This window comes from Pseudomonas sp. PS01270, from assembly GCF_029959775.1.
GTDB classification, from domain to species: domain Bacteria; phylum Pseudomonadota; class Gammaproteobacteria; order Pseudomonadales; family Pseudomonadaceae; genus Aquipseudomonas; species Aquipseudomonas atacamensis.
The window spans coordinates 34,586-57,805 of sequence record NZ_JASCPT010000010.1; the positions used below are offsets into that span (position 1 = coordinate 34,586).

Genomic DNA, 23,220 nt, shown 5'->3' on the forward strand with positions numbered 1-23,220 from the left:
ACAAATGCCGTGTACACCACCAAAACCTGTGGGAGCGGGCTTGCCCGCGATGACGGACGACCAGACGCCAGACATTCTGGATTGTTTCCCTGACGAAAAGGCGCCACACCATGTCCCTGCACCTGATCATCGGCGACAAACTGCTTTCCTCCTGGTCCCTGCGTGCGGCACTGGCGCTGGACCTGACCGGCGCACCCTACAGCGAAGAGCTGATCAAGCTCGGCAAGCCCGACACCCGCGAGCTCCTGCTCAAGCATTCGCCGACCGGCAAGGTGCCGCTGCTGCAAACCGCCCGTGGCACCATCGCCGATTCGCTGGCCATCGCCGAATACCTCGCCGAACAGTCTCCGTCCGAGCAACTCTGGCCGAGCGATACCTTCGCCCGCGCCCAGGCCCGCTCGGCCTGCGCACAAATGCACAGCGGCTTCTTCGCCATGCGTAACCACATGCCGTTCAACCTCAGCCAGGACGCCCCGCTGAGCCCGGTGCCGCCAGAAGTGAAGGTCGATATCGAACGCATGCTCGCGCTATGGGCCGAATGCCGTGCGGCGGCGACGGAAGAGGGACCGTACCTGTTCGGTCGTGTCAGTCTTGCCGATGCGTTTTTCGCGCCGATCGCCGTGCGCTTGCGCACCTATCAGGTGAAGTTGCCGGCAGTCGACGAAGCGTATGTTGAAACCGTCTACCAATGGCCCGCCTTCAAGGCGTGGCAAAAGGCTGGACTGGAGGAATTGAATCCGTGAAACGCGTCCATGTCGCCGCTGCCGTCATCCGTGACGGTGCCGGCAAAATTCTTATCGCCCGCCGTGCCGACACCCAGCATCAGGGCGGCTTGTGGGAATTTCCCGGTGGCAAGGTCGAGGCTGACGAATCAGTCCAATCGGCACTGGCTCGCGAGCTGCACGAAGAGCTGGGCATCGTCGTTGATGCTGCCCGGCCGCTGATCAAGGTTCGCCACGATTACCCGGACAAACAGGTGTTGCTGGATGTCTGGGAAGTCTCAGCGTTCAGTGGTGAACCTCACGGCGCTGAAGGCCAGCCACTGGCCTGGGTCAGCGCCAAAGAGTTAATCAACTACGAGTTCCCGGCGGCCAATCAGCCGATCGTCGCGGCAGCGCGCTTGCCTGCCGAATACCTGATCACACCGGAAGATCTGGAAGGCCCGGCACTGTTGCGCGGCATCCAGAAGGCGATCGCCGGCGGCATCAAATTGATCCAGCTGCGCGCACCCAACGGCTACGACCCGAAATACCGTGATCTGGCGGTGGATGCGGTGGGCCTGTGCGCCGGCAAGGCGCAGTTGATGATCAAAGGGCCTTTCGAATGGCTCGGCGATTTCCCGTCTGCCGGCTGGCACATCACCGCAGCCCAACTGCGTAAATACGCAGCGGCAGGACGTCCGTTGCCAGCCGAGCGCTGGCTCGCGGCGTCGTGCCATAACGCCGAAGAACTGGCGCTGGCCGAGCAGATGGGCGTCGACTTTGTCACCCTGTCCCCGGTGCAGCCGACGCTGACGCACCCGGATGCACAGCCGTTGGGGTGGGAGCAGGCGCAGGCGTTGATCGACGGTTTCAGTAAACCGGTGTTTCTGCTCGGTGGAGTAGGCCCGGCGGAGCGCGAGAAAGCCTGGGGTGTTGGGGCTCAGGGTGTGGCGGGGATTCGGGCGTTCTGGCCTGATTCTCTATAGCAGCTACTGGCTCTATCGCGAGCAGGCTCACTCCTACAATGACCGCGTTTCAACTGAAGAAATACGGTCACTGTGGGAGCGAGCCTGCTCGCGAAGGCGCCCTGACAGGCGCTACTTTCCTTCAGGTTTTGCAGCCGGCTGCCACAAAATCTCCGCCACCCCCTGCCGCCGCGCAATCAACCGCGCCACAACAAACAGCAAATCCGACAACCGATTGATATACGCCAGGCCAACCCCGGCCAACGGCTCCAGCGCATTCAAATGCTGACAGCGGCGTTCGGCACTGCGCGCCAGACTGCGGCAGACATGTGCCTGCGCAATCAGCATCGAACCACCCGGCAAGATGAAATTCTCCAGCGGCCCCAGCTCTTCATTCCACACATCGATGGCCGCTTCCAGCCGCTCTATTTCGGCCTCGTTCAACGCCTGATATTCCGGCATCGCCAATTCGCCACCGAGGTCGAACAGGCGGTGCTGACACGGCGCCAATACGTCGATGATTTCATTCAGTCCCGGATGCACTTCGCGCTCGGCGAGCAAACCGGCGAGCAACACGCCGACCTGACTGTTCAGCGTATCGACCTCGCCGATCGCCTCGATGCGCGGGTGATCCTTGGGGACGCGACGGCCGTCACCGAGGCTGGTTTCGCCTTTGTCGCCGGTGCGGGTGTAGATCTTCGACAAGCGAAAGCCCATGGGTTACCTCGGTAGTGAATTGGTTTCGGTGGTCAACGGCGCAGGCTGCACCAGCGGCAGACGTAGAGTGAAGCAAGTGCCCTGGCCGGGCGCCGACTGCACTTCCATCTGGCCTTTGTGATTGTTGGTGATGATGAAGTACGACACCGACAGGCCAAGGCCGGTGCCCTGGCCGATTTCCTTGGTGGTAAAGAACGGCTCGAAGGTACGCTTGCGCACGTTCTCGCTCATGCCGATGCCGTTGTCCTCGACCTGAATCTCGGCCCACGGCGGATTGAGTCTGGTGCGCAAAATGATCCGGCCCGGCTCGCTGTCGTCTTCGCGCTGATGAATCGCCTGCGCGGCGTTTTTCAGCAGGTTGAGCAACACCTGTTCCAACTCGTTGGCGGTGCCCGGGACCGGACCGAGGGCAGGGTCGAACTGACGAATGATCGCCTGGCCCTTGAAGTCGAAGCCGATGGCCAGGTCGAAGTCGTTACCGGCGATTTCCACGGCTTGATCAATCAATGCCGGCAGATCGCACGGCGCCATTTGCCGTGTGCTGCGGCGGCTGAAGCTGAGCATGTGCGTGACGATTTTCGCCGCGCGGGCGCCGGCCTGTTGAATGCCGTCGAGCAATTGCGGGACTTCGCGGCCTTGCAGGTAGCGGTTCACCGTGTCCAGTTCGATACCCAGTTGTTCGGCGGTCTCGATGTTCTTCGGCAGATCCGCCGACAGACGCCGACGAATGTTCTGCACGTTGTGCAGGATCGCGCCGAGCGGGTTGTTGATTTCATGGGCCATGCCGGCCGCAAGTCCACCGACGGAGAGCATTTTCTCCGACTGCACCATCATTTCTTCCAGCGACAGACGCTGGGTGATGTCGTCGATACGGATCACCACGCCACGCCCGGCACCGCCCATCAGCGGATAAAACGTCAGCGCATAATGCTTGGGTTCATCGTCCTTGAACCAGGTCACCCGATCGACTTTGGCCACGGTGTGCTGTTCGACGGTGGCCTTGAGCTGCGGCAAAAACGGTTTCAGCGGTTCGAAGGCGAGGAAGATCGGCTGGTTCAGCGCCTCATCCAGGCGTGTGCCGGAGAGAGCGCTGGCTTCCTGATTCCATTGAGTGACGTAAAGCTGCTCGTCGAGAGCGATGAGCGCCGACGGCATCGAGTCGATGATGCTGTTGAGGTAATTCTGGAAGCCGGTGAGCTTCTTTTCGATCTTGCTGCGCACCTGGACTTCCAGCTCCAGTTTGCGGTTGGTATGGCGGGTTTCCTCGGCCAACCCCTGCGCCTGATCGTAGGCGGCCTGCGAGTCGTCGCGGGCGCGTTTCAATTGCTGCTCGCGGGCTTCGATGCGCGAGAGCATGGTGTTGAACGCCTCGGCCAGACTGCCGATTTCGTCATGGTTGCCGCGCGCGGCGCGCAGGGCGTAGTTCTCTTCGCGAGTGACCTGCCGGGACAATTCCTCCAGCTGATGAATCGGCCGGGTAATCAGACGTTTGATCTGCCGGGCAATCACCAGCCACAGCAGTACGCTGAAGATCAGGATGCCGAGGCTGGCGGTCAGAGTGCCGGTGTAGAACGCCATCGGCAGTTCGCTGCTGGCGACCAGCAACAGATGCCCCGGCGCGGCACCGGGGCGGGGCAGGGTGATCAGTTGGTTGCTGCGAAACTCGGTGAGTTGCCAGGCTTCGACGTGGCGGTAGCGCTCGGGGAGACTGAGTTTCTCGCCGCGCTGCACTTGCGCCAGGCGTTCGCCCTTGCCGTCGTACAGGGCGGCGGCGCGCAGCGGTGAATAACTGTCGAGCTCCTTGAGCAGGCGCTCGGCGCTGCGCGGCGACTCCAGCGCATCGCTGACCAGACTCGGATTGGCGATCAGCCGGCCGATGGTCTGCAGGGCCTGAGGCGCCATGCTTTCCTGAGAAATGTAGTAGGCGGCGCTGATAAAGGTCAGGTTGGCGACCAGCAGAACCGTGGTCAACAACACCAGCAGGGCGGCCAGCAGTTTCTGGCCGACCGGCAGGTTTTCAAGGCGCTGGCGCAATGGCATCAGGTTTATCGCAGCAGGGGAACAAGTCGTCAGCCTAGCGGCTGCTCAGTCACTGGGCAATCCACGGTTGCGCAGATGCGCCACCAAACGTTGCTGCAACTGGTGCAGATGCGGCAGATGCAACTGATGGCGCTCGGCGATTTTGCAGGCGTAGCCCAACAGATAGCTGATCTCGGTGCGGCGCTGGTTGGCGACGTCCTGATACATCGAAGAGTAATTGGCGGCGGTGGCGTGGATCACTCGTTCGACTTCCGATTGCAGATTGTCCGCCGCAGCAGGTTGGCCGCAGCGTTCGAGCAGTTCGGTCAATTCGGCGCAGAGTGTGGCAACTTCGCAGTGATGCTCGCTCAGCCCGCCGTTACGGCAGTTGTGCAATACGGTCAGCGGGTTGATCGCGCAGTTCAGCGCCAGTTTGCGCCACAGGCGAGTAAGGATGTCGGCGCTCCATTCATGGGGAATGTTCGCCGCTTGCAGATCGTCCAGCCAGACCGGCGCCAGCGGATTTGCGCCATCGCCCAGCCAGTTGAACCCGTGACCGGCGAACACTACGCGCCAATCGCCGTCACGGAACGCACCCTCGGTGCTGGAGGCGCTGATGCAGCGCGCCTGCGGCACCCGCGCGGCGACGGCGTCCTGACTGCCGAGGCCGTTTTGCAGGAGGATCAGTTCGGCGTCGGGAGCGAGGCGGGAAGCGAGGCGGGCGACGGCCTCTTCGGCGTCATAGGCCTTGCACGCAACCAGCAATCGGCGAATCGGCTCGGGGCTGTCCGGGGTTTCGCCGGGAACTGCATAGGTATGAGCTTGTCCGTTTTCTACCAGGGTCAAGCCGCCCACTGCCTCGTAGCTGTGCAAACGCGCCGCATCGCGCAGGATCAGTTGCACAGGCAAGCCGGCCCGGGCCAGACGTGTCGCCCAGAGTGTGCCGAGGCTGCCGGCGCCAAGTACGTGCCAGGTGGTCGACATCAGTTTTTTGCTCGATTGCTTGCAGGCATGTGCGGCTCGCCGTATCGGTAGGAAAAGACCCGTTATAATGAGCCCGATTTTAACCGCAAGCCAAGCGCGCTCCATGCACATCGAGCGCGCCTTTTTATTGGAGAGATTACATGCCGTCGTTCGACGTGGTATCCGAACTGGACAAACACGAACTCACCAACGCGGTCGAGAACGCCGTGAAGGAACTCGATCGTCGTTATGACCTGAAAGGCAAAGGCAGCTTCGAGTTCAAGGAAAAAGACCTGACCGTCAGCCTCACCGCCGAAGCCGCTTTCCAGCTCGAAGCGATGATCGAAATCCTCAAGCTGGCGCTAACCAAGCGCAAGATCGACGTGCAGTGCCTCGAGGTCAAGGACGCCTACGCTTCGGGCAAACTGATGAAGCAGGACGCCATCCTCAAGGAAGGCATCGACAAAGAGCTGGCAAAGAAAATCGTCGGCCACATCAAGGAAGCCAAGCTCAAGGTCCAGGCTGCCATTCAGGGCGAGCAGGTGCGTGTCACCGGCAAGAAGCGCGACGACCTGCAGGAAGCCATCGCGGCGCTGCGTGCCAAGGAATTCGGCATGCCGCTGCAGTTCAACAACTTCCGCGACTAAGCTTGGTCTGAAGGCTATGTGGGAGCGACCCTGCTCGCGAATGCGGTGTTTCATTCAGCGAAAAGTTGACTGACACGCCGCATTCGCGAGCAGGCTCGCTCCCACAGTTGTTTTGAATACACCCCGGGAAGCCGGAAATCAGGAGATAGAACATGGATTTGAATGCGGAAGTGGACCACCTGGTCAAGGCGTCCCAGGCGTGGATCCCGATGATCATGGAATACGGCAGCCGCGTACTGCTGGCAGTGATTACCCTGGCGATCGGCTGGTGGCTGATCAACAAGGTCACGCAAAAACTCGGCGGTCTGCTCGCTCTGCGCAATGCCGATCTGGCGCTGCAAGGCTTTATCAGCAGCCTGGCCAACATCATTCTCAAGGTGTTGCTGATTGTCAGCGTCGCGTCGATGATCGGCGTCGAAACCACCTCGTTCGTCGCGGCCATCGGTGCTGCGGGTCTGGCGATTGGCTTGGCCTTGCAGGGCAGCCTGGCGAACTTCGCTGGCGGCGTGCTGATTCTGCTGTTCCGCCCGTTCCGCATCGGTGACTGGATCGAAGCCCAAGGTGTAGCGGGTACTGTCGACAGCATCCAGATTTTCCACACCGTGCTGCGTACCGGCGACAACAAGACCATCATCCTGCCCAACGGCAACCTGTCGAACGGCATCATCACCAACACCAACCGCCAGCCAACCCGCAAAGTCGTGTTCGATGTGGGCGTGGATTACGAAGCGGATCTGCAGAAGGCCCGTCAGGTATTGCTGGATCTGGCCAAGGATCCCCGCGTCATGCAGGACCCGGAGCCACAGGCAGTGATTTCGACATTGGGCGACAGTTCGATCACTGTTTCCCTGCGCGTATGGGTTAAAACTGCGGACTATTGGGATGTGATGTTCATGTTCAATGAACAGGCGCGAGATCGTTTGAAGGCTGCCGGGATTGATATTCCATTTCCGCAGCGGGTTATACGCGTAGTGCAGGAATCTGCCACGCAGTAAGCGTCTTTGAAGTTGGCTTGGCAGTCAGCAACTAATATAAAACCCGAGCAGTGTGCACACTCTCGGGTTTTTTTTGGCGCGATAAAACTATGCTGGCTAATAAGTAGCTGGCTAATGTTTGTCTGTTTGATCAGTTATTCATCCATAAAAAAAACCGCCCTCCTGATTCAGGCGGGCGGTTTTGTTAGAGCAGAGCTCTACAGTACGTCAGCTTCGCAACCTTATTAGAGGATGTTCAGTGGGTACTCGATGATCAGACGGGTGTCGTTGTTATCAGACGAGTAACCGCTGTAGGCACCGTTGGAGCGGTACATGGCGTAACGCAGACGGAACGACAGGTCTTTGGCCGGACCTTCCTGAACCACGTACTTGGACTCGGCGTTCCACTCGTTCTCTTTACCTTCACCCAGACCGTTGGTCTTGATGTTGTCACCCATCACATAACGGGTCATGAAGCTCAGGCCAGGTACGCCGTAAGTCTTCATGTTCAGGTCATAGCGAGCCTGCCACGATTTTTCTTCGCGGCCCACGAAGTCGGAAATCTGGATGGAGTTGGCCACGAAAATTGTACTGTTGCCGTCAACACCATAGTAGTAAGCGTTGTCGCCGCTCGACTGCTGGTAAGCAACGGTGAACTTGTGGGCGCCCAAGCTGTAAGCTGCTGCCAAGGACCACAGGTTGTTGTCTACGCCACGGGTATCGTTGTCGTCGGTCTCGTCGCCAATTGCACTGACCAAGTCGCCGCGTTTGTCGCCTTTGGTGTGGTAACCGTTGAAGTCGAAGTTCAGCGACTGCTCGTCGTTGATCGGCAAGGTGTAGTTGAGGTTGACGTAGTACTTCTTGAAGTAGTCTTCAGCGTCGGAAGCAGCCAATGCACCGGTGAAATTGTCTGTGAAGGCGTAGCTGGCACCGAAGATGTTGATGCTGGTCAGGCCTTTGCCGCCATTGCCATCTTCATCCGGCAGACCGGCGATGCTGTCGCGGCCCATGCCGGTCTGCTTGCTCAGCGCTGTGAAGCGACCTGCGCTCAGTTCCAGACCTTTGATCTCTTTGGAAGTGATCAGGGTACCGGTGGCGACTTCTGGCAGCAGACGGCTGTCGTCAGTGGCGAAAACCGGGCTGGCAACGAATTGCTGACCGTATTTCAGAACGGTGTCGGATACACGGAATTTGACTGCGCCGCCGACCTTGCCCTGGGATTTCTCAGGGTTGCCATCGCTGTCGTTGGCGAACAAGCCGTTACCACGACGACCCGAGCCGCCGTCCAGTTTTACCGAACCCATGGCCATGGCGTCGAGACCGAAGCCTACGGTGCCTTGAGTGAAGCCCGACTCGTAAGTCAGCAGTTGGCTGAGACCGCTATCCTGGCGATAGCCACTTTTGAAAGTGCCGTCACCGTTGGAAACGTTGCCCGCGCCATTTTTGTAGTCGCGGTTCATGTATTCGAAACGAGTCTTCAGTTTCAGGCTCTGATCTTCCAGGAAACCTTTGGCTTCATCCTGAGAAGACGCCATTGCGAACTGCGAGGTGCCTGCTGCAACAGCCAGGGCGATCATGCTCCACTTCATCACGCGCATCGTGATTTGCTCCTTTGGTTTTTAGAAGAGTACTGCCGTCCCACCTGTTTTATTATCTGGGCGGCTCTTTCTTTTTGTGTCGGCGCAAACTTATATCACGCCGACATTGTTGGCGATACTTGCGAAATCAACCTTTCAGCTTCTTTACGGCGTTGTCGCAGAAGGAGCGCTGGATGTCGCAAATCCACAGTACCGATGCAACCGGGCTGACAACTTTATCGCTGTTTCCGGGCCTTTTTGCATCGCTAAAAAAGAGTCCCTGGCAAAACACTTGAATCTCCATCGGGCAACCCTGCCACTGTTTTTATTGGCTTCAGGCGACCACTTCCAGTGGTGCGCTTATAGTCCATACCTTTACGAATGCAACAAGCGTGCACAAACCGCAAAAACGCTGCGGTTATTTTTCTGGGTGCAGCTCTCAGATGTGAAAACCTTGTGAAAACGGGGTCTCGGGGCTGTTTTGTTACGGACTTGACGACGATCCCCCAATGGTGTTGCAACGCACCAAAGCCGCGCAGGACAACCAAAAACGTTACCGGTTCACCCCGCATTGAGTATTTGGCGGATGCCCGACCCACTGAGCGTAGACGTGTTGTGCAGTTTTGGTGCAAAAAAATCACAATCGGGCCCGAGTAAAACTGGCGCCGCCCGATTCGAGGGTCGACAGATCAGGGGTTTTCATGCGGATCTTCACGTCAAGGCTCATGTCCGGGGCTGTATTGGTGCGTCGGCGAGATAAATGTCTTATGTCGGCGCGCTTACTGAATTACTGTCGGAGGGAAGCGTGAAGCCCGCTGCATTCGCAGGTATGCTGCCGTTCTGTCGCTTGGCGCGCTGCTTTCACGGCGCCGCCGCTAAGCTGAGTCATAGGATCAGCGGGAGTGCTCACAGTGTTTGCTTTGGATTCACGACTTCAACAGGACGCCCTGGTCATCGGCGACTTTCCGTTGTGCCGGCTGTTGCTGTCCAACGACAGCAATTACCCTTGGTTCATCCTGGTACCTCGTCGCGAGGATATCAGCGAGTTGTTTCAGTTGGATGTCGCCGATCAGCAACAGCTATGGCGGGAAACCACCACCCTTGCCGAGTTACTCAAGGATTCGTTCGACGCCGACAAGCTGAACGTGGCAACCCTGGGTAACGTTGTCAGTCAGTTGCACATGCATGTCATTGTGCGTAAACGCGATGACGCCGCCTGGCCGGCTCCGGTCTGGGGCAGGCACCCGGCCAAGCCGTACAGCGCGGAACAGGTAGCAGCCATTCGCGAGCGCTTGCGTCTGGTGCTGACCGAAGAATTCACCTTTGTGGAGGGCTGAGTCATGAGCCTTGAAGAACGCGTTACCGATCTGGAAAGCCGTCTGGCCTTTCAGGATGACACCATTCAGGCTTTGAACGATGTGCTGGTGGCCCAGCAGAGAGTCATCGAGCGCCTGCAATTGCAGATGGAGGCGCTGATCAAGCGTCACGAAGAAATGGTCGGGCAGTTTGGTGCTTTCGAAGAAGACGCACCACCGCCGCATTATTGAGCCATTCGGCAGGCATAAAAAAACCGCGGACAGCCAGGCTGTTCGCGGTTTTTTTGCTTTGGATCAGCGACGTGGCAGAGCGGCGATCACGTCCTCGGCTTGCAGGCCCTTGTCGCGGTTCATCACCGAGAACTCGACGCGCTGGCCTTCGACCAGAACACGGTGGCCTTCGCCACGAATGGCGCGAAAGTGCACGAAAATATCATCGCCGGAATCCCGGGAGATAAACCCGAAACCCTTGGAAGTGTTGAACCACTTCACGGTGCCGGTATCGCGATTGCTCATGTCATAGGTAGTCGGCGCAGCGGCCGGTGACGATTTGTAGAAGCTGACAGCCAAATGCAGCAGCACGGCAACCAGGGCGATCACCAGGCTGAACAACACCGCCGGCTGGCCAGCGATGACCGGCATCGGCGCGATCAGGGTCAAAGTTTGCAGGACGACAGTCAGTACCAGCAGGGCGCTGACCAGATTTTGCAGATGCTGGCGCGGGCCTTTGTTCCAGTAGGGAATCACTGGAGCGATGACCAGGTTCAGCAGGCCGAAAAAGGCCAGGTAAAGTGCATCGGGCTGTTGCAGGTAAGGAACGGCTTCGGCTTTCAGGCTGGGTATGAACGACAGCAGCAAGGCTGCTGCGCCCATTAGCAGGTGGACGATTTTCAACATTTTGATTGGCTCACGTTATGACGGCTCACAAGGAAGAGCTGAAGGCGCACGGTTCGCTTCAGGACAAAATAAGAGGCGGTGGACACGTACACGGCATCAGCCTATGCGCAACGCCCCGGAAAATAGGGCATGGCGACACACTGCCTATTTAACAGCAAAGCCTGCGGCTACTCAAATCAGCCCGGCCAGCGGCAGAGAAACGGTCGATTTGTCGCAGTCAGATCACGGATTGATAGCTGCGAGCGGGCGCGTGCCTTGCTAAAGTGGGGCTGAACCTGCTGGATGAATTCAATCACTGTTAGGGGGTAAGCATGGCAATTGATATCGGTATCAGTGAAGAAGACCGCAAATCCATCGTCGAAGGGCTGTCGCGACTGCTGTCGGACACCTATGTGCTGTATCTGAAAACCCATAACTTTCACTGGAACGTCACCGGCCCGATGTTCCGCACGCTGCACCTGATGTTCGAAGAGCAATACAACGAGCTGGCGCTGGCCGTCGATTCGATCGCCGAGCGTATCCGTGCGTTGGGCTTCCCGGCGCCGGGTGCCTACGCGACCTACGCGCGTCTTTCTTCTATTAAAGAAGAGGTCGGCGTGCCAAGCGCCGAAGACATGATCAAGCAATTGGTCGAAGGTCAGGAAGCGGTGACCCGTACCGCGCGCGGCATTTTCCCGCTGCTGGACAAGGTCAGCGACGAGCCGACCGCTGACCTGCTGACCCAGCGCATGCAAGTGCACGAGAAAACTGCGTGGATGCTGCGCGCGCTGCTCGAGGAATGACCCGGTCGCTGCGGACGGCGTGAGGTCGTCCGCGTCCTGTCCAGACTCTTACCGTTGTCGTTGGCTTATCCTACGAGGCTGGTCAACAAGTCGTATGGCGCTGACTTTGTCACTGGGTTTTTATGAAGGCGCAGGATGTTGCCTTATAAATCAGCAGTCATGGCAAAGGAGTGTCAACGCTATGGTAGAAGGAGACAGGCGAAGCGACAGGATGTCGGCTTCGCGGCACGTAATTAAAGTCGACCCGTTTGTCAGCGAGTTCGACATGAATCTGATCCGGCCGTTGTCGCGATCGATTCGCCTCAACGGTTTTGCGACCTGCCTGCGCCTGGAGCAGGTCTACTGGAATATTCTCGGCGGCATGGCCGAGGACAATCATTGTTCGGTCAGCACACTGTTATCCCACGTCGATCGTGAGGTGCATCTGCGTTACGGCGGGGTGAAGAATTTCAGTGCGCTGGTACGGGTGGTTTGCGTCATGAACGGGATCAAAGATCTCGCACCCGCCGTTTCGCGCTGAAACGGCGGTTGCAACGAGGTTGCAGGCTGTGCAGTGTTACGGCTGCACAGCCTGCATTTAATCGATATAATCCCGCGCTTTCGCCGCAAAGCCCTGCGCGCGGCAGCAATCTGATCGCCGAGACACCCCCATGCCAATGTACGATTACCAATGTGCTTCCTGTGGTCATCAGTTGGAAGCTATCCAGAAGATCAGCGACGCACCGTTGGTCGATTGCCCTGCCTGCCAGGCGCCCGAACTGAAGAAGCAGCTGTCCATGCCGGGTTTTCGCCTCAGCGGCAACGGTTGGTACGAGACCGACTTCAAGACCGGAGCCAAGAAGAATCTGGCCGGTGGCGACAAAGCTGACTAGGGTTCAAACCCTGAACGAACGACACGCGTGAGTTTCCGCCTTGCTTGATCGCGGCGGGATCTCCACCGAATTTCGAATTACGAGAAGCGAACCACACCATGATGCGCAGCCACTATTGCGGCCAACTGAACGAAAGCCTGGAAGGCCAGGAAATTACCCTTTGCGGATGGGTTCACCGTCGCCGCGACCACGGCGGGGTGATTTTCCTCGACATCCGTGATCGTGATGGTCTGGCCCAGGTGGTGTTCGATCCGGATCGCGCCGAGAGCTTCGCCGCCGCCGACCGCGTGCGCAGCGAATACGTCGTGAAGATCACCGGCAAGGTGCGTCTGCGTCCGGCCGGCGCAACCAACGCCAACATGGCCTCGGGCATGATCGAAGTGCTCGGTTATGAACTGGAAGTGCTGAACGAGTCGGAAACCCCGCCGTTCCCGCTCAACGAGTTCTCCGACGTCGGCGAAGAAACCCGCCTGCGCTATCGCTTCCTCGACCTGCGTCGTCCGGAAATGGCCGAGAAGCTGCGTCTGCGTTCGCGCATGACCACCAGCATCCGTCGCTTCCTCGACGAGAACGGCTTCCTCGACGTCGAAACGCCGATCCTGACCCGGGCCACTCCGGAAGGTGCGCGTGACTATCTGGTGCCGAGCCGTACCCACGCCGGTTCGTTCTTCGCCCTGCCGCAATCGCCGCAGCTGTTCAAGCAACTGCTGATGGTGGCCGGCTTCGACCGTTACTACCAGATCGCCAAGTGCTTCCGTGACGAAGACTTGCGTGCCGACCGTCAGCCGGAATTCACCCAGATCGACATCGAGACCAGCTTCCTCGATGAAAAAGAGATCATGGGCCTGACCGAGCAGATGATCCGCAACCTGTTCAAGGAAGTGCTGAACCTGGAGTTCGGCGAATTCCCGCACATGACCTTCGAAGAAGCCATGCGCCGCTACGGTTCGGACAAGCCGGACCTGCGTATTCCACTGGAACTGGTCGACGTTGCCGACCAGCTCAAGGAAGTCGAATTCAAGGTGTTCAGCGGCCCGGCCAACGATCCGAAGTGCCGCATCGCCGCACTGCGTGTTCCAGGCGGGGCGAGCATGCCGCGCAAGCAGATCGACGACTACACCAAGTTCGTCGGCATCTACGGTGCCAAGGGCCTGGCGTACATCAAGGTCAACGAGCGTGCCGCCGGTGTTGAAGGTCTGCAATCGCCGATCGTGAAGAACATCCCGGAAGACAAGCTCAACGTGATCCTCGATCGCGTTGGCGCAGTCGATGGCGACATCGTGTTCTTCGGTGCCGACAAGGCCAAGATCGTCAGCGAAGCCCTGGGCGCGCTGCGTATCAAACTCGGTCACGACCTCAAGCTGCTGACCTGCGAGTGGGCGCCAATGTGGGTCGTCGACTTCCCGATGTTCGAAGAGAACGACGACGGCAGCTTCTCGGCGCTGCACCACCCGTTCACTGCACCGAAGTGCACCCCGCAGGAACTCGAAGCCAACCCGGCCGGCGCACTGTCCCGTGCGTACGACATGGTGTTGAACGGCACCGAGCTGGGCGGCGGTTCGATCCGTATCCACCGCAAGGAAATGCAGCAAGCGGTATTCCGCCTGCTGGGCATCAACGAAGCGGAACAGGAAGAGAAGTTCGGCTTCCTGCTCGACGCGCTGAAGTACGGTGCACCGCCGCACGGTGGTCTGGCCTTCGGTCTGGACCGTCTGGTGATGCTGATGACCGGCGCCCAGTCGATCCGTGAAGTGATCGCCTTCCCGAAAACCCAGAGTGCTGCCGACGTGATGACGCAGGCTCCGGGCGTAGTGGATGCCAAGGCATTGCGCGAGCTGCACATTCGCCTGCGCGAGACGCCAAAGGCTGAGTAAGACGGGCCTGAAGGCGTATCTTCGGATGCGCCTTTTTTCTTTCTCAGGTCGAATTTTTCAATTGCCGGCCGCTGCCTTGGCGGGGCGGGCAAGGTTTCAAAGAGCATTCGGAGCAAGTTATGGCAGGTCATTCCAAGTGGGCAAACATCAAGCACCGCAAAGAACGTCAGGATGCCAAGAGGGGCAAGATCTTCACCAAGTGGATCCGTGAACTGACCGTTGCGGCCCGTCAGGGTGGCGGTGATCCGGGTTCCAACCCGCGTCTGCGTCTGGCTCTGGACAAGGCGTTGAGCGCGAACATGAGCCGCGACATCATCGACCGTGCCGTCGCGCGCGGTGCCGGTGCTACTGAAGCGGACAACGTTGAAGAACTGACCTACGAAGGTTACGGTCCGGGCGGCGTGGCGGTGATGGTCGAGTGCATGACCGACAACCGCAACCGTACCGCCGCAGCCGTGCGTCATGCGTTCAGCAAGTGTGGCGGCAACCTCGGCACCGACGGTTCGGTGGCCTATCTGTTCGAGCGCAAGGGCCAGATCAGTTTCGCCCCGGGTGTCGATGAAGACGCACTGACCGAAGCGGCGCTGGAAGCCGATGCCGATGACGTGGTCACCCACGAAGACGGTTCGATCGACGTGTTTACCTCGTTCACCGGTTTCTATGCGGTGCGCAACGCGCTGGAAGCGGCCGGGTTCAAGGGCGATGATGCGGAAATCGTCATGCAGCCGACCACCAGCGCCGAGCTGGATCTGGAAGGGGCGGAGAAGGTGCTCAAGCTGATCGACATGCTTGAGGACCTGGATGACGTGCAGAACGTCTATTCCAACGCGGATATCCCGGAAGACGTCGCCGCTCAGCTTGGTTGATGTAAATAGAAAGGTTGCAGTTTTTTGCTGGCTCTACACTTCCTCTGTAGGAGCTGCCGAAGGCTGCGATCTTTTGATCTTTTAAAAACACAAAGATCGCAGCCTTCGGCAGCTCCTACATGTACCCTCAGCTTTCGCATCATTTTCTGCAGGCTTTATGACTCTAATTCTTGGTATCGACCCCGGTTCGCGCATCACCGGTTACGGGATCGTTCGCGATACCGGGCGGGGCGGTTGCATCTATGTGGCCTCGGGCTGCATTCGCACCGGCTCCGGCGAGCTGCATGAGCGTCTGCAAATCGTCTATCGCGGCGTGCGCGAAATCATCAAGACCTACGGCCCGGTGACCATGGGCATCGAAAAGGTGTTCATGGCGAAAAACGCCGACTCGGCGCTGAAGCTCGGACAGGCACGGGGCGCTGCGATTGTCGCCGGCGCCGAAGAGTGTCTGGAAATCGCCGAGTACACCGCCACGCAAGTCAAACAGGCCGTCGTCGGCACCGGTGCGGCCAATAAGGAGCAGGTGCAGATGATGGTCATGCACATGCTCAAGTTGACCAGCAAGCCGCAGATCGACGCCTCCGACGCCCTCGCGATCGCCATTTGCCATGCGCACACGCGCTCAAGCCTGCTACCGCACGGGCTGGGAACCGCACGCAGTCGTGGCGGGCGCCTGCGTCTCTGATAGCATCAGCATCAATTTTCCTGAAAGTGGCTTTGCGGTGCCTGTGTTGCCGGCGCGCAAGCCACCTTCAATCGTCGCCAGCCCACGGCTGGCCAGCGCTCAAGGATTCAAAACGTGATTGGACGCTTGCGCGGCACCCTGGCTGAGAAACAGCCGCCGCACCTGATTCTCGATGTCAATGGCCTCGGCTATGAGGTGGAAGTGCCGATGACCACGCTTTATCGGTTGCCGTCGGTCGGTGAACCACTGACCCTGCACACCCATTTGGTCGTACGCGAAGATGCGCAATTGCTCTATGGTTTTGCCGGCAAGCGTGAGCGAGACTTCTTTCGCGAGCTGATCCGTCTCAACGGGGTCGGACCGAAACTGGCGCTGGCGTTGATGTCGAGCCTGGAAGTCGATGAGCTGGTGCGCTGCGTGCAGTCTCAGGATACTTCGGCGTTGACCAAGGTCCCGGGGGTTGGCAAGAAGACCGCCGAGCGTCTGCTGGTGGAATTGAAAGATCGCTTCAAGGCCTGGGAAACCTCGCCGGCGATGTTCGCGCTGGTGCCGAATCAGCCGGACGGCCCGGCGCCGGTCAACAGCGCCGAGACCGATGCGGTCAGCGCGTTGATCTCGTTGGGCTACAAGCCGCAGGAAGCGAGCAAGGCGATTTCCGCGATCAAAGACAAGAACCTGAGCAGCGAAGACCTGATCCGCCGCGCTCTGAAGGGAATGATTTAAGTGATTGAAGCTGATCGTCTGATCGCCGCCGCGCACAGCCCGCGCGAGCGCGAAGAAGTCCAGGATCGGGCCATCCGCCCGGTCAGTCTGGCCGACTACATTGGCCAGCCGACCGTGCGCGAGCAGATGGAGCTGTTCATCCAGGCTGCCCGTGGCCGCAGTGAATCCCTCGATCACACCCTGATCTTCGGCCCACCGGGGCTGGGCAAGACTACGCTGGCCAACATCATTGCCCAGGAAATGGGTGTGTCGATCAAGAGCACCTCCGGGCCAGTGCTGGAACGCCCGGGTGATCTGGCCGCGTTGCTGACCAATCTTGAGCCGCACGACGTGTTGTTCATCGACGAAATCCATCGTCTGTCGCCGATCGTTGAAGAAGTGCTGTATCCGGCGATGGAAGATTTTCAGCTCGACATCATGATTGGCGAGGGGCCGGCGGCGCGTTCGATCAAACTCGATCTGCCGCCGTTCACTCTGGTCGGCGCCACCACCCGCGCCGGCATGCTGACCAATCCGTTGCGAGATCGCTTCGGTATCGTCCAGCGCCTGGAGTTCTACAGCACGGCGGATCTGGCAACGATCGTCAGTCGTTCGGCGGCGATTCTCGGTCTGCCGCTGGACCCGGAAGGTTCGTTCGAGATCGCCCGTCGCGCCCGTGGCACGCCGCGAATTGCCAACCGTCTGCTGCGTCGGGTGCGCGACTTTGCCGAAGTCCGCGCCAAGGGCCACATCACCAAAGCGGTGGCGGATCTGGCGCTGAACCTGCTGGACGTCGATGAACACGGTTTCGATCATCAGGATCGACGCCTGCTGCTGACCATGATCGAGAAGTTCGACGGCGGCCCGGTCGGTATCGACAGTCTGGCGGCGGCGATCAGTGAAGAACGCCATACCATTGAAGACGTGCTCGAACCGTATCTGATCCAGCAGGGCTATATCATGCGCACGCCTCGGGGCAGGGTAGTGACTCGGCATGCCTATTTGCATTTCGGTTTGAATGTTCCGTCACGCATGGGCGAGATGCCCATGGCAGACGAGTTTCTCGACGCCGTCGACGATTGATACACATTTGTTGGTGATTTATTCAGGGTTTGTACTGTCAGACGACGGTACTTTTGCGTTAAAGCTTTGAAACCACGAAAAACAGTTGTCTGGCCGGATTGGCAACCTGAGGAGTAAGCACTAGAGTATGCGCGCGCAAAACGGGCTTGAGCCGTTCGCACATCGTTGTCGCGTTTATTACGAGGACACCGATGCGGGCGGCATCGTGTATTACGTTAATTACCTCAAGTTTATGGAACGGGCTCGAACCGAGCGGCTACGGGAACTGGGCTTTGCCCAATCTGTGCTTGCCGGAGAGGACCTGTTGTTCGTCGTGCATTCCAGCGAAGCGCGCTATCACGCGCCGGCGCGACTGGATGACGAACTGCTGGTAAGCGCTGATGTAATCGAATTGAACCGTGCCAGCCTGCGCTTCAAGCAGCAGGTCAGGCGGGCCACGGATAATGTACTGCTCTGCGAAGGGCAGTTTTTGGTGGCCTGCGTGCGCACCGACAGTTTGAAACCCCGGGCCCTTCCCGAAGACCTGCGTGCGGCCTTCGCCGACGCGGTCGGCCCGGGTACACACTCAAAGCAGGAGATAAAGCGTGGAAGCTAACGTCGTCGACCATTCCTCCATGTGGAGCCTGGTCAGCAATGCCAGCATCGTGGTGCAGTTGGTAATGTTGACCCTGGTGGCCGCATCGGTGACCTCATGGATCATGATCTTTCAGCGCAGCAACTTGCTGCGCGCCGGTCGACGCGCCCTGGAGAGCTTCGAAGAGCGCTTCTGGTCGGGTATCGACCTGTCCAAACTGTACCGTCAGGCTGGCAGCAACCCTGATCCGGATTCGGGCGTGGAGCAGATCTTCCGTGCCGGCTTCAAGGAATTCTCCCGTCTGCGTCAGCAGCCAGGTGTCGATCCTGAAGCCGTGATGGAAGGTGTCGCTCGTGCGATGCGCGTGGCCATCTCGCGCGAAGAAGAGAAGCTCGAGCAGAGCCTGCCGTTCCTCGCCACTGTTGGTTCGGTCAGCCCGTACATCGGTCTGTTCGGTACCGTGTGGGGGATCATGAACTCCTTCCGCGGTCTGGCCAGCGCTCAGCAAGCGACCCTCGCCACCGTTGCTCCGGGTATCGCCGAAGCCCTGATCGCCACCGCGATCGGCCTGTTCGCTGCGATCCCGGCGGTCATCGCTTACAACCGTTTTGCTGCGCGCAGCGAAACCTTGCTGGGCCGCTACTACACCTTCGCCGATGAATTCCAGGCGATCCTGCACCGCAAAGTGCACACCAGCGAAGAATAAGCAGGTATTTCCCGATGGCTTTAATCGCTCGAGCTCGCAAAAAGCGCAAGCCGGTCGCCGAGATGAACGTGGTGCCCTACATCGACGTGATGTTGGTGCTGCTGGTCATCTTCATGGTGACCGCGCCGATGCTCAATCAGGGCGTGAAAGTTGATCTGCCCAAGGTTTCCAGCGAAGCCTTGCCGCAGGACAACAACACCCAGGTCCTGACCATTTCGATCAAGGCTGACAAGACCTACTACTGGAACCTTGGCAGCGAAGTCGACACCGAGAAGCAACAGGACAGGGCCATGACCCTGCCACAGATGACTGACGCGGTGACCAAGATCATTCGCGCCGGCACCGAGGGCGGCAAACGCACCCAGGTGTTCATTCGTGGTGACAAGACTGTCGACTACGGCGCCGTCATGGGCGCCATGGGCGGGTTGCAGAAAGCCGGGGTCGGTAACGTTGGTCTGATTACCGAGGCCCCCTGATGCAGCAACAGCGAGAGCCGTCCGCCTCGGAAAGCTATTTCTGGCCTAGTGTTCTGGCAATTGTCCTGCACGTGCTGGTGTTCGGCATGCTGTTCGTCAGTTTTGCCTTCACGCCCGAACTGCCGCCGGCCAAGCCGATCGTCCAGGCGACTCTGTACCAGCTGAAATCGAAAAGTCAGGCGACCACCCAGACCAATCAGAAGATTGCGGGTGAGGCGAAGAAATCCGCCGCGCGCCAGACCGAAGTCGAACAGATGGAACAGAAAAAGATCGAGCAGGAAGCGGTGAAGGCGGCGGAACAAAAGAAAGAGGAAGCGGCTCAAAAGGCCGAGGAAGCCAAGAAGGCCGACGAGGCGAAAAAAGCCGACGAGGCGAAAAAGGCTGATGAAGCCAAGAAAGCCGACGACGCGAAGAAAGCCGAAGCGAAAAAGGCCGAAGAGAAACAATTGGCTGATATAGCCAAGAAGAAGGCCGAAGACGAAGCGAAGAAGGCTGCTGAGGAAGAGGCGAAGAAAGCCGCTGCCGAAGAAGCCAAGAAGAAGATCGTCGAAGACGCGAAGAAGAAAGCCGCCGAAGACGCCAAGAAGAAAGCTGAAGCTGAAGAGGCGAAGAAGAAAGTCGCCGAAGACGCGAAGAAGAAAGCTGCTGCCGATGCTGCGAAGAAGAAAGCGCAGGAAGCGGCACGCAAATCTGCCGAAGACAAAAAGGCCCAGGCCCTGGCAGATCTGCTTTCCGACACGCCGCAGCGTCAGCAGGCCCTGGCCGATGAGCAGGGTGACGAGGTTGCCGGCAGTTTCGATGACCTGATTCGCGCTCGCGCAGCAGAAGGCTGGGCTCGTCCTCCTTCGGCGCGCAAAGGCATGACGGTCGTGCTGCAAATCGGCATGTTGCCGGACGGCACGGTGACTTCGGTCAGCGTGGCCAAGTCCAGTGGTGACGGTCCGTTCGATGCTTCGGCAGTCGCGGCAGTGAAGAATATTGGACGTTTGACAGAAATGCAGGGAATGAAGCCGAGCGATTTCGCTCCGTATCGTTCATTCAAGATGACATTCACACCTGAGGATCTAGCCTTGTGAGAAACCTTCTTCGAGGAATGCTGGTCGTGATCTGCTGCATGGCAGGGATCGCGGCGGCAGATGAAAAGAACATTCTGGTCACCAGCGGCAGCGATCGGGCCACTCCGATCGCCGTCGTACCGTTCGGCATGCAGGGCGGCGCCGTGCTGCCGGATGACATGGCTGAAATCATTGGCAACGACTTGCGCAACTCGGGCTATTACTCGCCGATTCCGAAAGCCAACATGATCAGCCAGCCAAGCCAGCCGAGCGAAATCATCTTCCGTGACTGGAAGGCGGTGGGTGCTCAGTACATGATGGTCGGCAGCATCGCTCCAGCGGGCGGTCGCCTGCAGGTGCAGTGGGCACTGTTCAACGTCGCCACCGAGCAGAAAGTGGCGGACGGCAGTGTTTCCGGTACGACCGACCAGATCCGTGACATGGCGCACTTCATCTCCGATCAGTCGTTCCAGAAGCTGACCGGTATTGATGGTGCTTTCTCGACGCGTCTGCTGTACGTAACAGCCGAGCGTTTCTCCGAGAAGAACACCCGTTACACCCTGCAACGCTCCGACTATGACGGTGCCCGCGCAGTGACTCTGCTGCAATCGCGCGAGCCGATCCTGTCGCCGCGTTTCGCACCGGATGGCAAGCGTATTGCCTACGTGTCGTTCGAGCAGAAGCGTCCGCGCATCTTCATGCAGAACATCGACACCGGTCGCCGTGAGCAGATCACCAACTTCGAAGGCCTCAACGGCGCGCCAGCCTGGTCGCCGGACGGCAATCGCCTGGCGTTCGTGCTGTCGAAAGACGGTAACCCGGACATCTACGTAATGAACCTCGGTTCGCGTCAGATCAGCCGCGTAACCAACGGCCAGGGCATCAATACCGAACCGTTCTGGGGCAAGGATGGCTCGACCATCTATTTCACCTCGGACCGTGGCGGCAAGCCGCAAATCTATAAAACCAGCGTCGGTGGCGGTGGTGCCGAGCGTGTGACGTTCGTGGGCAACTACAACGCCAACCCGAAACTTTCGGCTGATGAAAAGACTTTGGTGATGATTCATCGTCAGGATGGCTTCACCAATTTCAAGGTGGCAGCTCAGGATCTGCAGCGGGGTAGTGTAAAGATCCTCACTGATAGCACTCTGGACGAGTCACCTACTGTTGCGCCCAACGGCACCATGGTAATCTACGCCACCCGCCAACAGGGCCGGGGAGTCTTGATGCTCGTGTCCATTAATGGACGCGTGAGGCTCCCGCTTCCTACCGCTCAAGGCGAAGTCAGAGAACCGTCCTGGTCCCCTTACCTGAAGTGAGCGGGCGCTACACGTTTTACTTAACACACTGGGGTTCATTAGGAGTTTCACGATGGAAATGCTGAAGTTTGGTAAATTTGCTGCGCTGGCTCTGGCCATGGCTGTAGCTGTAGGTTGCTCGTCCAAAGGCGGCGACAACGCCGGTGAAGGCGCTGTTGATCCAAACGCTGGTTACGGCGCAAACACTGGTGCCGTTGACGGTTCCCTGAGCGAAGAAGCTGCTCTGCGCGCAATCACCACCTTCTACTTCGAATACGACAGCTCGGACCTGAAGCCAGAAGCCATGCGCGCTCTGGACGTTCACGCCAAAGACCTGAAAGCAAACGGCGCTCGCGTTGTTCTGGAAGGCAACACCGACGAACGTGGTACTCGTGAGTACAACATGGCACTGGGCGAGCGTCGTGCGAAAGCCGTTCAGCGCTACCTGGTACTGCAAGGTGTTTCCCCAGCTCAGCTGGAACTGGTTTCCTACGGCGAAGAGCGTCCAGTTGCTACCGGCAACGACGAGCAGTCCTGGGCCCAGAACCGTCGCGTCGAACTGCGTAAGTAATTCGATATGCGAACGTGCCGTCGTGCTGTAACTATTCTGGCTCTCAGCCTCGCGCCGCTTGCGGCGTGGGCTGCGGTTCCTGTGGTCGATGACAACTCCGGTTATAACAATAGCGGGAGCAGTTATCCGCCTGCGGGTTACGGTACGAACGGCGCCTATGCCGGGGGAGCGGCTTCGGCCCCTGCCTCGGCACAAGGCATGCTGTTCAACCAATTGCAACAGATGCAGGATCAGATCTCGCGCCAACAGGGCGTGATCGAAGAACTGCAGAATCAGGTTTCGCGCATGAAGCAGGAATCCCTGGAGCGATACCAGGATCTTGATCGGCGCATAGGATCCGGCGTTGCACCAGCCGCGACTCCCGAGAATTCTTCTGCCGGTGGCGATGCAAGTGCTGCTGCCGGTGCTGCCGCAGGCGCGGGTACTGCTGCGGCAGCCCAGGCCCCTGCCGCGGGTAGCGAACCGGCTGATCCGGCCAAGGAAAAGCTGTATTACGATGCCGCTTTCGACCTGATCAAAGCCAAGGATTTCGACAAGGCCAGCCAGGCCTTCGCCGCTTTCCTGCGCAAATACCCCAACAGCCAGTACGCGGGCAACGCCCAGTACTGGTTGGGCGAAGTGAACCTGGCCAAGGGTGATCTGCAAGGTGCAGGTCAGGCCTTTGCCAAGGTTTCGCAGCTGTATCCCAAGCACAACAAAGTGCCGGACTCGCTGTACAAGCTGGCTGACGTAGAGCGCCGCCTCGGTCACACCGACAAGGTCAAAGGCATTCTGCAGCAGGTGGTGTCCCAATATCCGGGCACTTCCGCCGCGCAGCTGGCCCAGCGTGATTTACAGCGCATGTAAGCCTGTTCATCCGTGTTTTGAAGAAACCCGCGCTTGTCGCGGGTTTTTTCGTTA

Annotated in this window: 27 protein-coding genes; 22 read left to right on the top strand and 5 right to left on the bottom strand. The window is 58.9% G+C overall.

Going from position 1 to position 23,220, the window contains the following annotated elements; translation table 11 throughout:
• The first annotated feature begins 110 nt into the window (after positions 1-110).
• Together QMX86_RS05755 and QMX86_RS05760 are read left to right on the top strand one after the other, a co-directional pair.
• Positions 111-743 (top strand): glutathione S-transferase family protein, encoded by a 633-nt coding sequence (locus tag QMX86_RS05755; protein WP_282387354.1) that lies wholly within the window; start codon positions 111-113, stop codon positions 741-743.
• Positions 740-1,687 carry a Nudix family hydrolase gene (locus tag QMX86_RS05760; protein WP_282387352.1) on the top strand — a complete coding sequence of 316 codons (948 nt, stop codon included), beginning with the start codon at positions 740-742 and terminating at the stop codon, positions 1,685-1,687. Before QMX86_RS05755 ends, QMX86_RS05760 begins: the two co-directional genes overlap by 4 nt.
• 111 nt (positions 1,688-1,798) lie before the next feature.
• Here the strand turns inward: QMX86_RS05760 and QMX86_RS05765 are convergent, their stop codons facing one another.
• Genes QMX86_RS05765 through QMX86_RS05775 form a run of 3 tightly spaced genes read right to left on the bottom strand, consistent with a single transcriptional unit; the run spans position 1,799 to position 5,386 of the window.
• On the bottom strand, positions 1,799-2,383 hold the full coding sequence (locus tag QMX86_RS05765; RefSeq protein WP_282387350.1) for a cob(I)yrinic acid a,c-diamide adenosyltransferase: 585 nt from the start codon (positions 2,381-2,383) through the stop codon (positions 1,799-1,801).
• 3 nt (positions 2,384-2,386) lie between these two features.
• Positions 2,387-4,423, bottom strand: a complete 2,037-nt coding sequence (locus QMX86_RS05770; protein WP_076563949.1) for a HAMP domain-containing sensor histidine kinase — start codon at positions 4,421-4,423, stop codon at positions 2,387-2,389.
• A gap of 45 nt (positions 4,424-4,468) precedes the next feature.
• Entirely contained in the window at positions 4,469-5,386 is a 918-nt protein-coding gene (locus QMX86_RS05775; RefSeq protein WP_282387347.1) for a putative 2-dehydropantoate 2-reductase, read from the bottom strand.
• A gap of 140 nt (positions 5,387-5,526) precedes the next feature.
• Between QMX86_RS05775 and QMX86_RS05780 the strand changes: the two genes are divergently transcribed.
• Both QMX86_RS05780 and QMX86_RS05785 read left to right on the top strand, forming a co-directional pair.
• Positions 5,527-6,012, top strand: a complete 486-nt coding sequence (locus QMX86_RS05780; RefSeq protein WP_016773491.1) for a YajQ family cyclic di-GMP-binding protein — start codon at positions 5,527-5,529, stop codon at positions 6,010-6,012.
• 152 nt (positions 6,013-6,164) lie between these two features.
• Positions 6,165-7,007, top strand: coding sequence for a mechanosensitive ion channel family protein (locus tag QMX86_RS05785; RefSeq protein ID WP_016773492.1), 843 nt, complete (start codon positions 6,165-6,167; stop codon positions 7,005-7,007).
• A gap of 224 nt (positions 7,008-7,231) precedes the next feature.
• Here the strand turns inward: QMX86_RS05785 and QMX86_RS05790 are convergent, their stop codons facing one another.
• A complete protein-coding gene (locus QMX86_RS05790; RefSeq protein WP_056787902.1) occupies positions 7,232-8,584 on the bottom strand; it encodes an OprD family porin in 1,353 nt (450 codons plus the stop codon).
• Between the two features lie 76 nt (positions 8,585-8,660).
• Between QMX86_RS05790 and QMX86_RS05795 the strand changes: the two genes are divergently transcribed.
• The 3 genes from QMX86_RS05795 to QMX86_RS05805 all read left to right on the top strand — a co-directional run bounded on the left by QMX86_RS05795 (position 8,661) and on the right by QMX86_RS05805 (position 10,110).
• Positions 8,661-9,023, top strand: a complete 363-nt coding sequence (locus QMX86_RS05795; protein ID WP_163032922.1) for a hypothetical protein — start codon at positions 8,661-8,663, stop codon at positions 9,021-9,023.
• Between the two features lie 451 nt (positions 9,024-9,474).
• Positions 9,475-9,900: an HIT domain-containing protein gene (locus tag QMX86_RS05800; RefSeq protein WP_016773494.1), complete on the top strand. Its 426-nt coding sequence runs from the start codon at positions 9,475-9,477 to the stop codon at positions 9,898-9,900.
• A gap of 3 nt (positions 9,901-9,903) precedes the next feature.
• Positions 9,904-10,110 (top strand): SlyX family protein, encoded by a 207-nt coding sequence (locus tag QMX86_RS05805; RefSeq protein WP_016773495.1) that lies wholly within the window; start codon positions 9,904-9,906, stop codon positions 10,108-10,110.
• A gap of 63 nt (positions 10,111-10,173) precedes the next feature.
• Here QMX86_RS05805 and QMX86_RS05810 read toward each other — a convergent pair whose 3' ends face one another.
• Positions 10,174-10,776 carry a cold-shock protein gene (locus QMX86_RS05810; RefSeq protein WP_016773496.1) on the bottom strand — a complete coding sequence of 201 codons (603 nt, stop codon included), beginning with the start codon at positions 10,774-10,776 and terminating at the stop codon, positions 10,174-10,176.
• Positions 10,777-11,087: 311 nt separating this feature from the next.
• Between QMX86_RS05810 and QMX86_RS05815 the strand changes: the two genes are divergently transcribed.
• The 15 genes from QMX86_RS05815 (at position 11,088) to ybgF (ending at position 23,166) form a co-directional block, all read left to right on the top strand.
• A complete protein-coding gene (locus QMX86_RS05815) occupies positions 11,088-11,558 on the top strand; it encodes a Dps family protein (protein ID WP_016773497.1) in 471 nt (156 codons plus the stop codon).
• 181 nt (positions 11,559-11,739) lie between these two features.
• A complete protein-coding gene (locus QMX86_RS05820; protein WP_038861040.1) occupies positions 11,740-12,078 on the top strand; it encodes a ribbon-helix-helix domain-containing protein in 339 nt (112 codons plus the stop codon).
• Positions 12,079-12,208: 130 nt separating this feature from the next.
• Positions 12,209-12,430 (top strand): zinc ribbon domain-containing protein, encoded by a 222-nt coding sequence (locus tag QMX86_RS05825; RefSeq protein ID WP_016773499.1) that lies wholly within the window; start codon positions 12,209-12,211, stop codon positions 12,428-12,430.
• 98 nt (positions 12,431-12,528) lie between these two features.
• On the top strand, positions 12,529-14,304 hold the full coding sequence (gene aspS / locus QMX86_RS05830) for an aspartate--tRNA ligase (RefSeq protein WP_039758189.1): 1,776 nt from the start codon (positions 12,529-12,531) through the stop codon (positions 14,302-14,304).
• 119 nt (positions 14,305-14,423) lie between these two features.
• Positions 14,424-15,170, top strand: coding sequence for a YebC/PmpR family DNA-binding transcriptional regulator (locus QMX86_RS05835; RefSeq protein WP_024014089.1), 747 nt, complete (start codon positions 14,424-14,426; stop codon positions 15,168-15,170).
• A 157-nt stretch (positions 15,171-15,327) separates the two neighbouring features.
• Positions 15,328-15,855 carry a crossover junction endodeoxyribonuclease RuvC gene (gene ruvC, locus QMX86_RS05840; RefSeq protein WP_016773501.1) on the top strand — a complete coding sequence of 176 codons (528 nt, stop codon included), beginning with the start codon at positions 15,328-15,330 and terminating at the stop codon, positions 15,853-15,855.
• Between the two features lie 114 nt (positions 15,856-15,969).
• The gene (gene ruvA, locus QMX86_RS05845) at positions 15,970-16,578 is read left to right on the top strand and encodes a Holliday junction branch migration protein RuvA (RefSeq protein ID WP_024014088.1); all 609 of its coding nucleotides are present in this window, start codon (positions 15,970-15,972) and stop codon (positions 16,576-16,578) included.
• The gene (gene ruvB / locus QMX86_RS05850) at positions 16,579-17,640 is read left to right on the top strand and encodes a Holliday junction branch migration DNA helicase RuvB (protein WP_282386146.1); all 1,062 of its coding nucleotides are present in this window, start codon (positions 16,579-16,581) and stop codon (positions 17,638-17,640) included.
• 127 nt (positions 17,641-17,767) lie between these two features.
• Entirely contained in the window at positions 17,768-18,235 is a 468-nt protein-coding gene (gene ybgC / locus QMX86_RS05855) for a tol-pal system-associated acyl-CoA thioesterase (RefSeq protein ID WP_041479792.1), read from the top strand.
• On the top strand, positions 18,225-18,920 hold the full coding sequence (gene tolQ / locus QMX86_RS05860; RefSeq protein ID WP_008080223.1) for a protein TolQ: 696 nt from the start codon (positions 18,225-18,227) through the stop codon (positions 18,918-18,920). The genes ybgC and tolQ overlap by 11 nt, the downstream gene beginning before the upstream one ends.
• A gap of 23 nt (positions 18,921-18,943) precedes the next feature.
• Complete coding sequence (gene tolR / locus QMX86_RS05865) at positions 18,944-19,396, top strand: protein TolR (protein WP_160767866.1); 453 nt, start codon at positions 18,944-18,946, stop codon at positions 19,394-19,396.
• Positions 19,396-20,472 carry a cell envelope integrity protein TolA gene (gene tolA / locus QMX86_RS05870; RefSeq protein WP_016773505.1) on the top strand — a complete coding sequence of 359 codons (1,077 nt, stop codon included), beginning with the start codon at positions 19,396-19,398 and terminating at the stop codon, positions 20,470-20,472. Before tolR ends, tolA begins: the two co-directional genes overlap by 1 nt.
• A gap of 17 nt (positions 20,473-20,489) precedes the next feature.
• Entirely contained in the window at positions 20,490-21,770 is a 1,281-nt protein-coding gene (gene tolB / locus QMX86_RS05875; protein ID WP_163032924.1) for a Tol-Pal system beta propeller repeat protein TolB, read from the top strand.
• A gap of 52 nt (positions 21,771-21,822) precedes the next feature.
• A complete protein-coding gene (gene pal / locus QMX86_RS05880; RefSeq protein WP_003178634.1) occupies positions 21,823-22,320 on the top strand; it encodes a peptidoglycan-associated lipoprotein Pal in 498 nt (165 codons plus the stop codon).
• A gap of 6 nt (positions 22,321-22,326) precedes the next feature.
• Complete coding sequence (ybgF, locus tag QMX86_RS05885) at positions 22,327-23,166, top strand: tol-pal system protein YbgF (RefSeq protein WP_282386148.1); 840 nt, start codon at positions 22,327-22,329, stop codon at positions 23,164-23,166.
• Positions 23,167-23,220 lie beyond the last annotated feature (54 nt).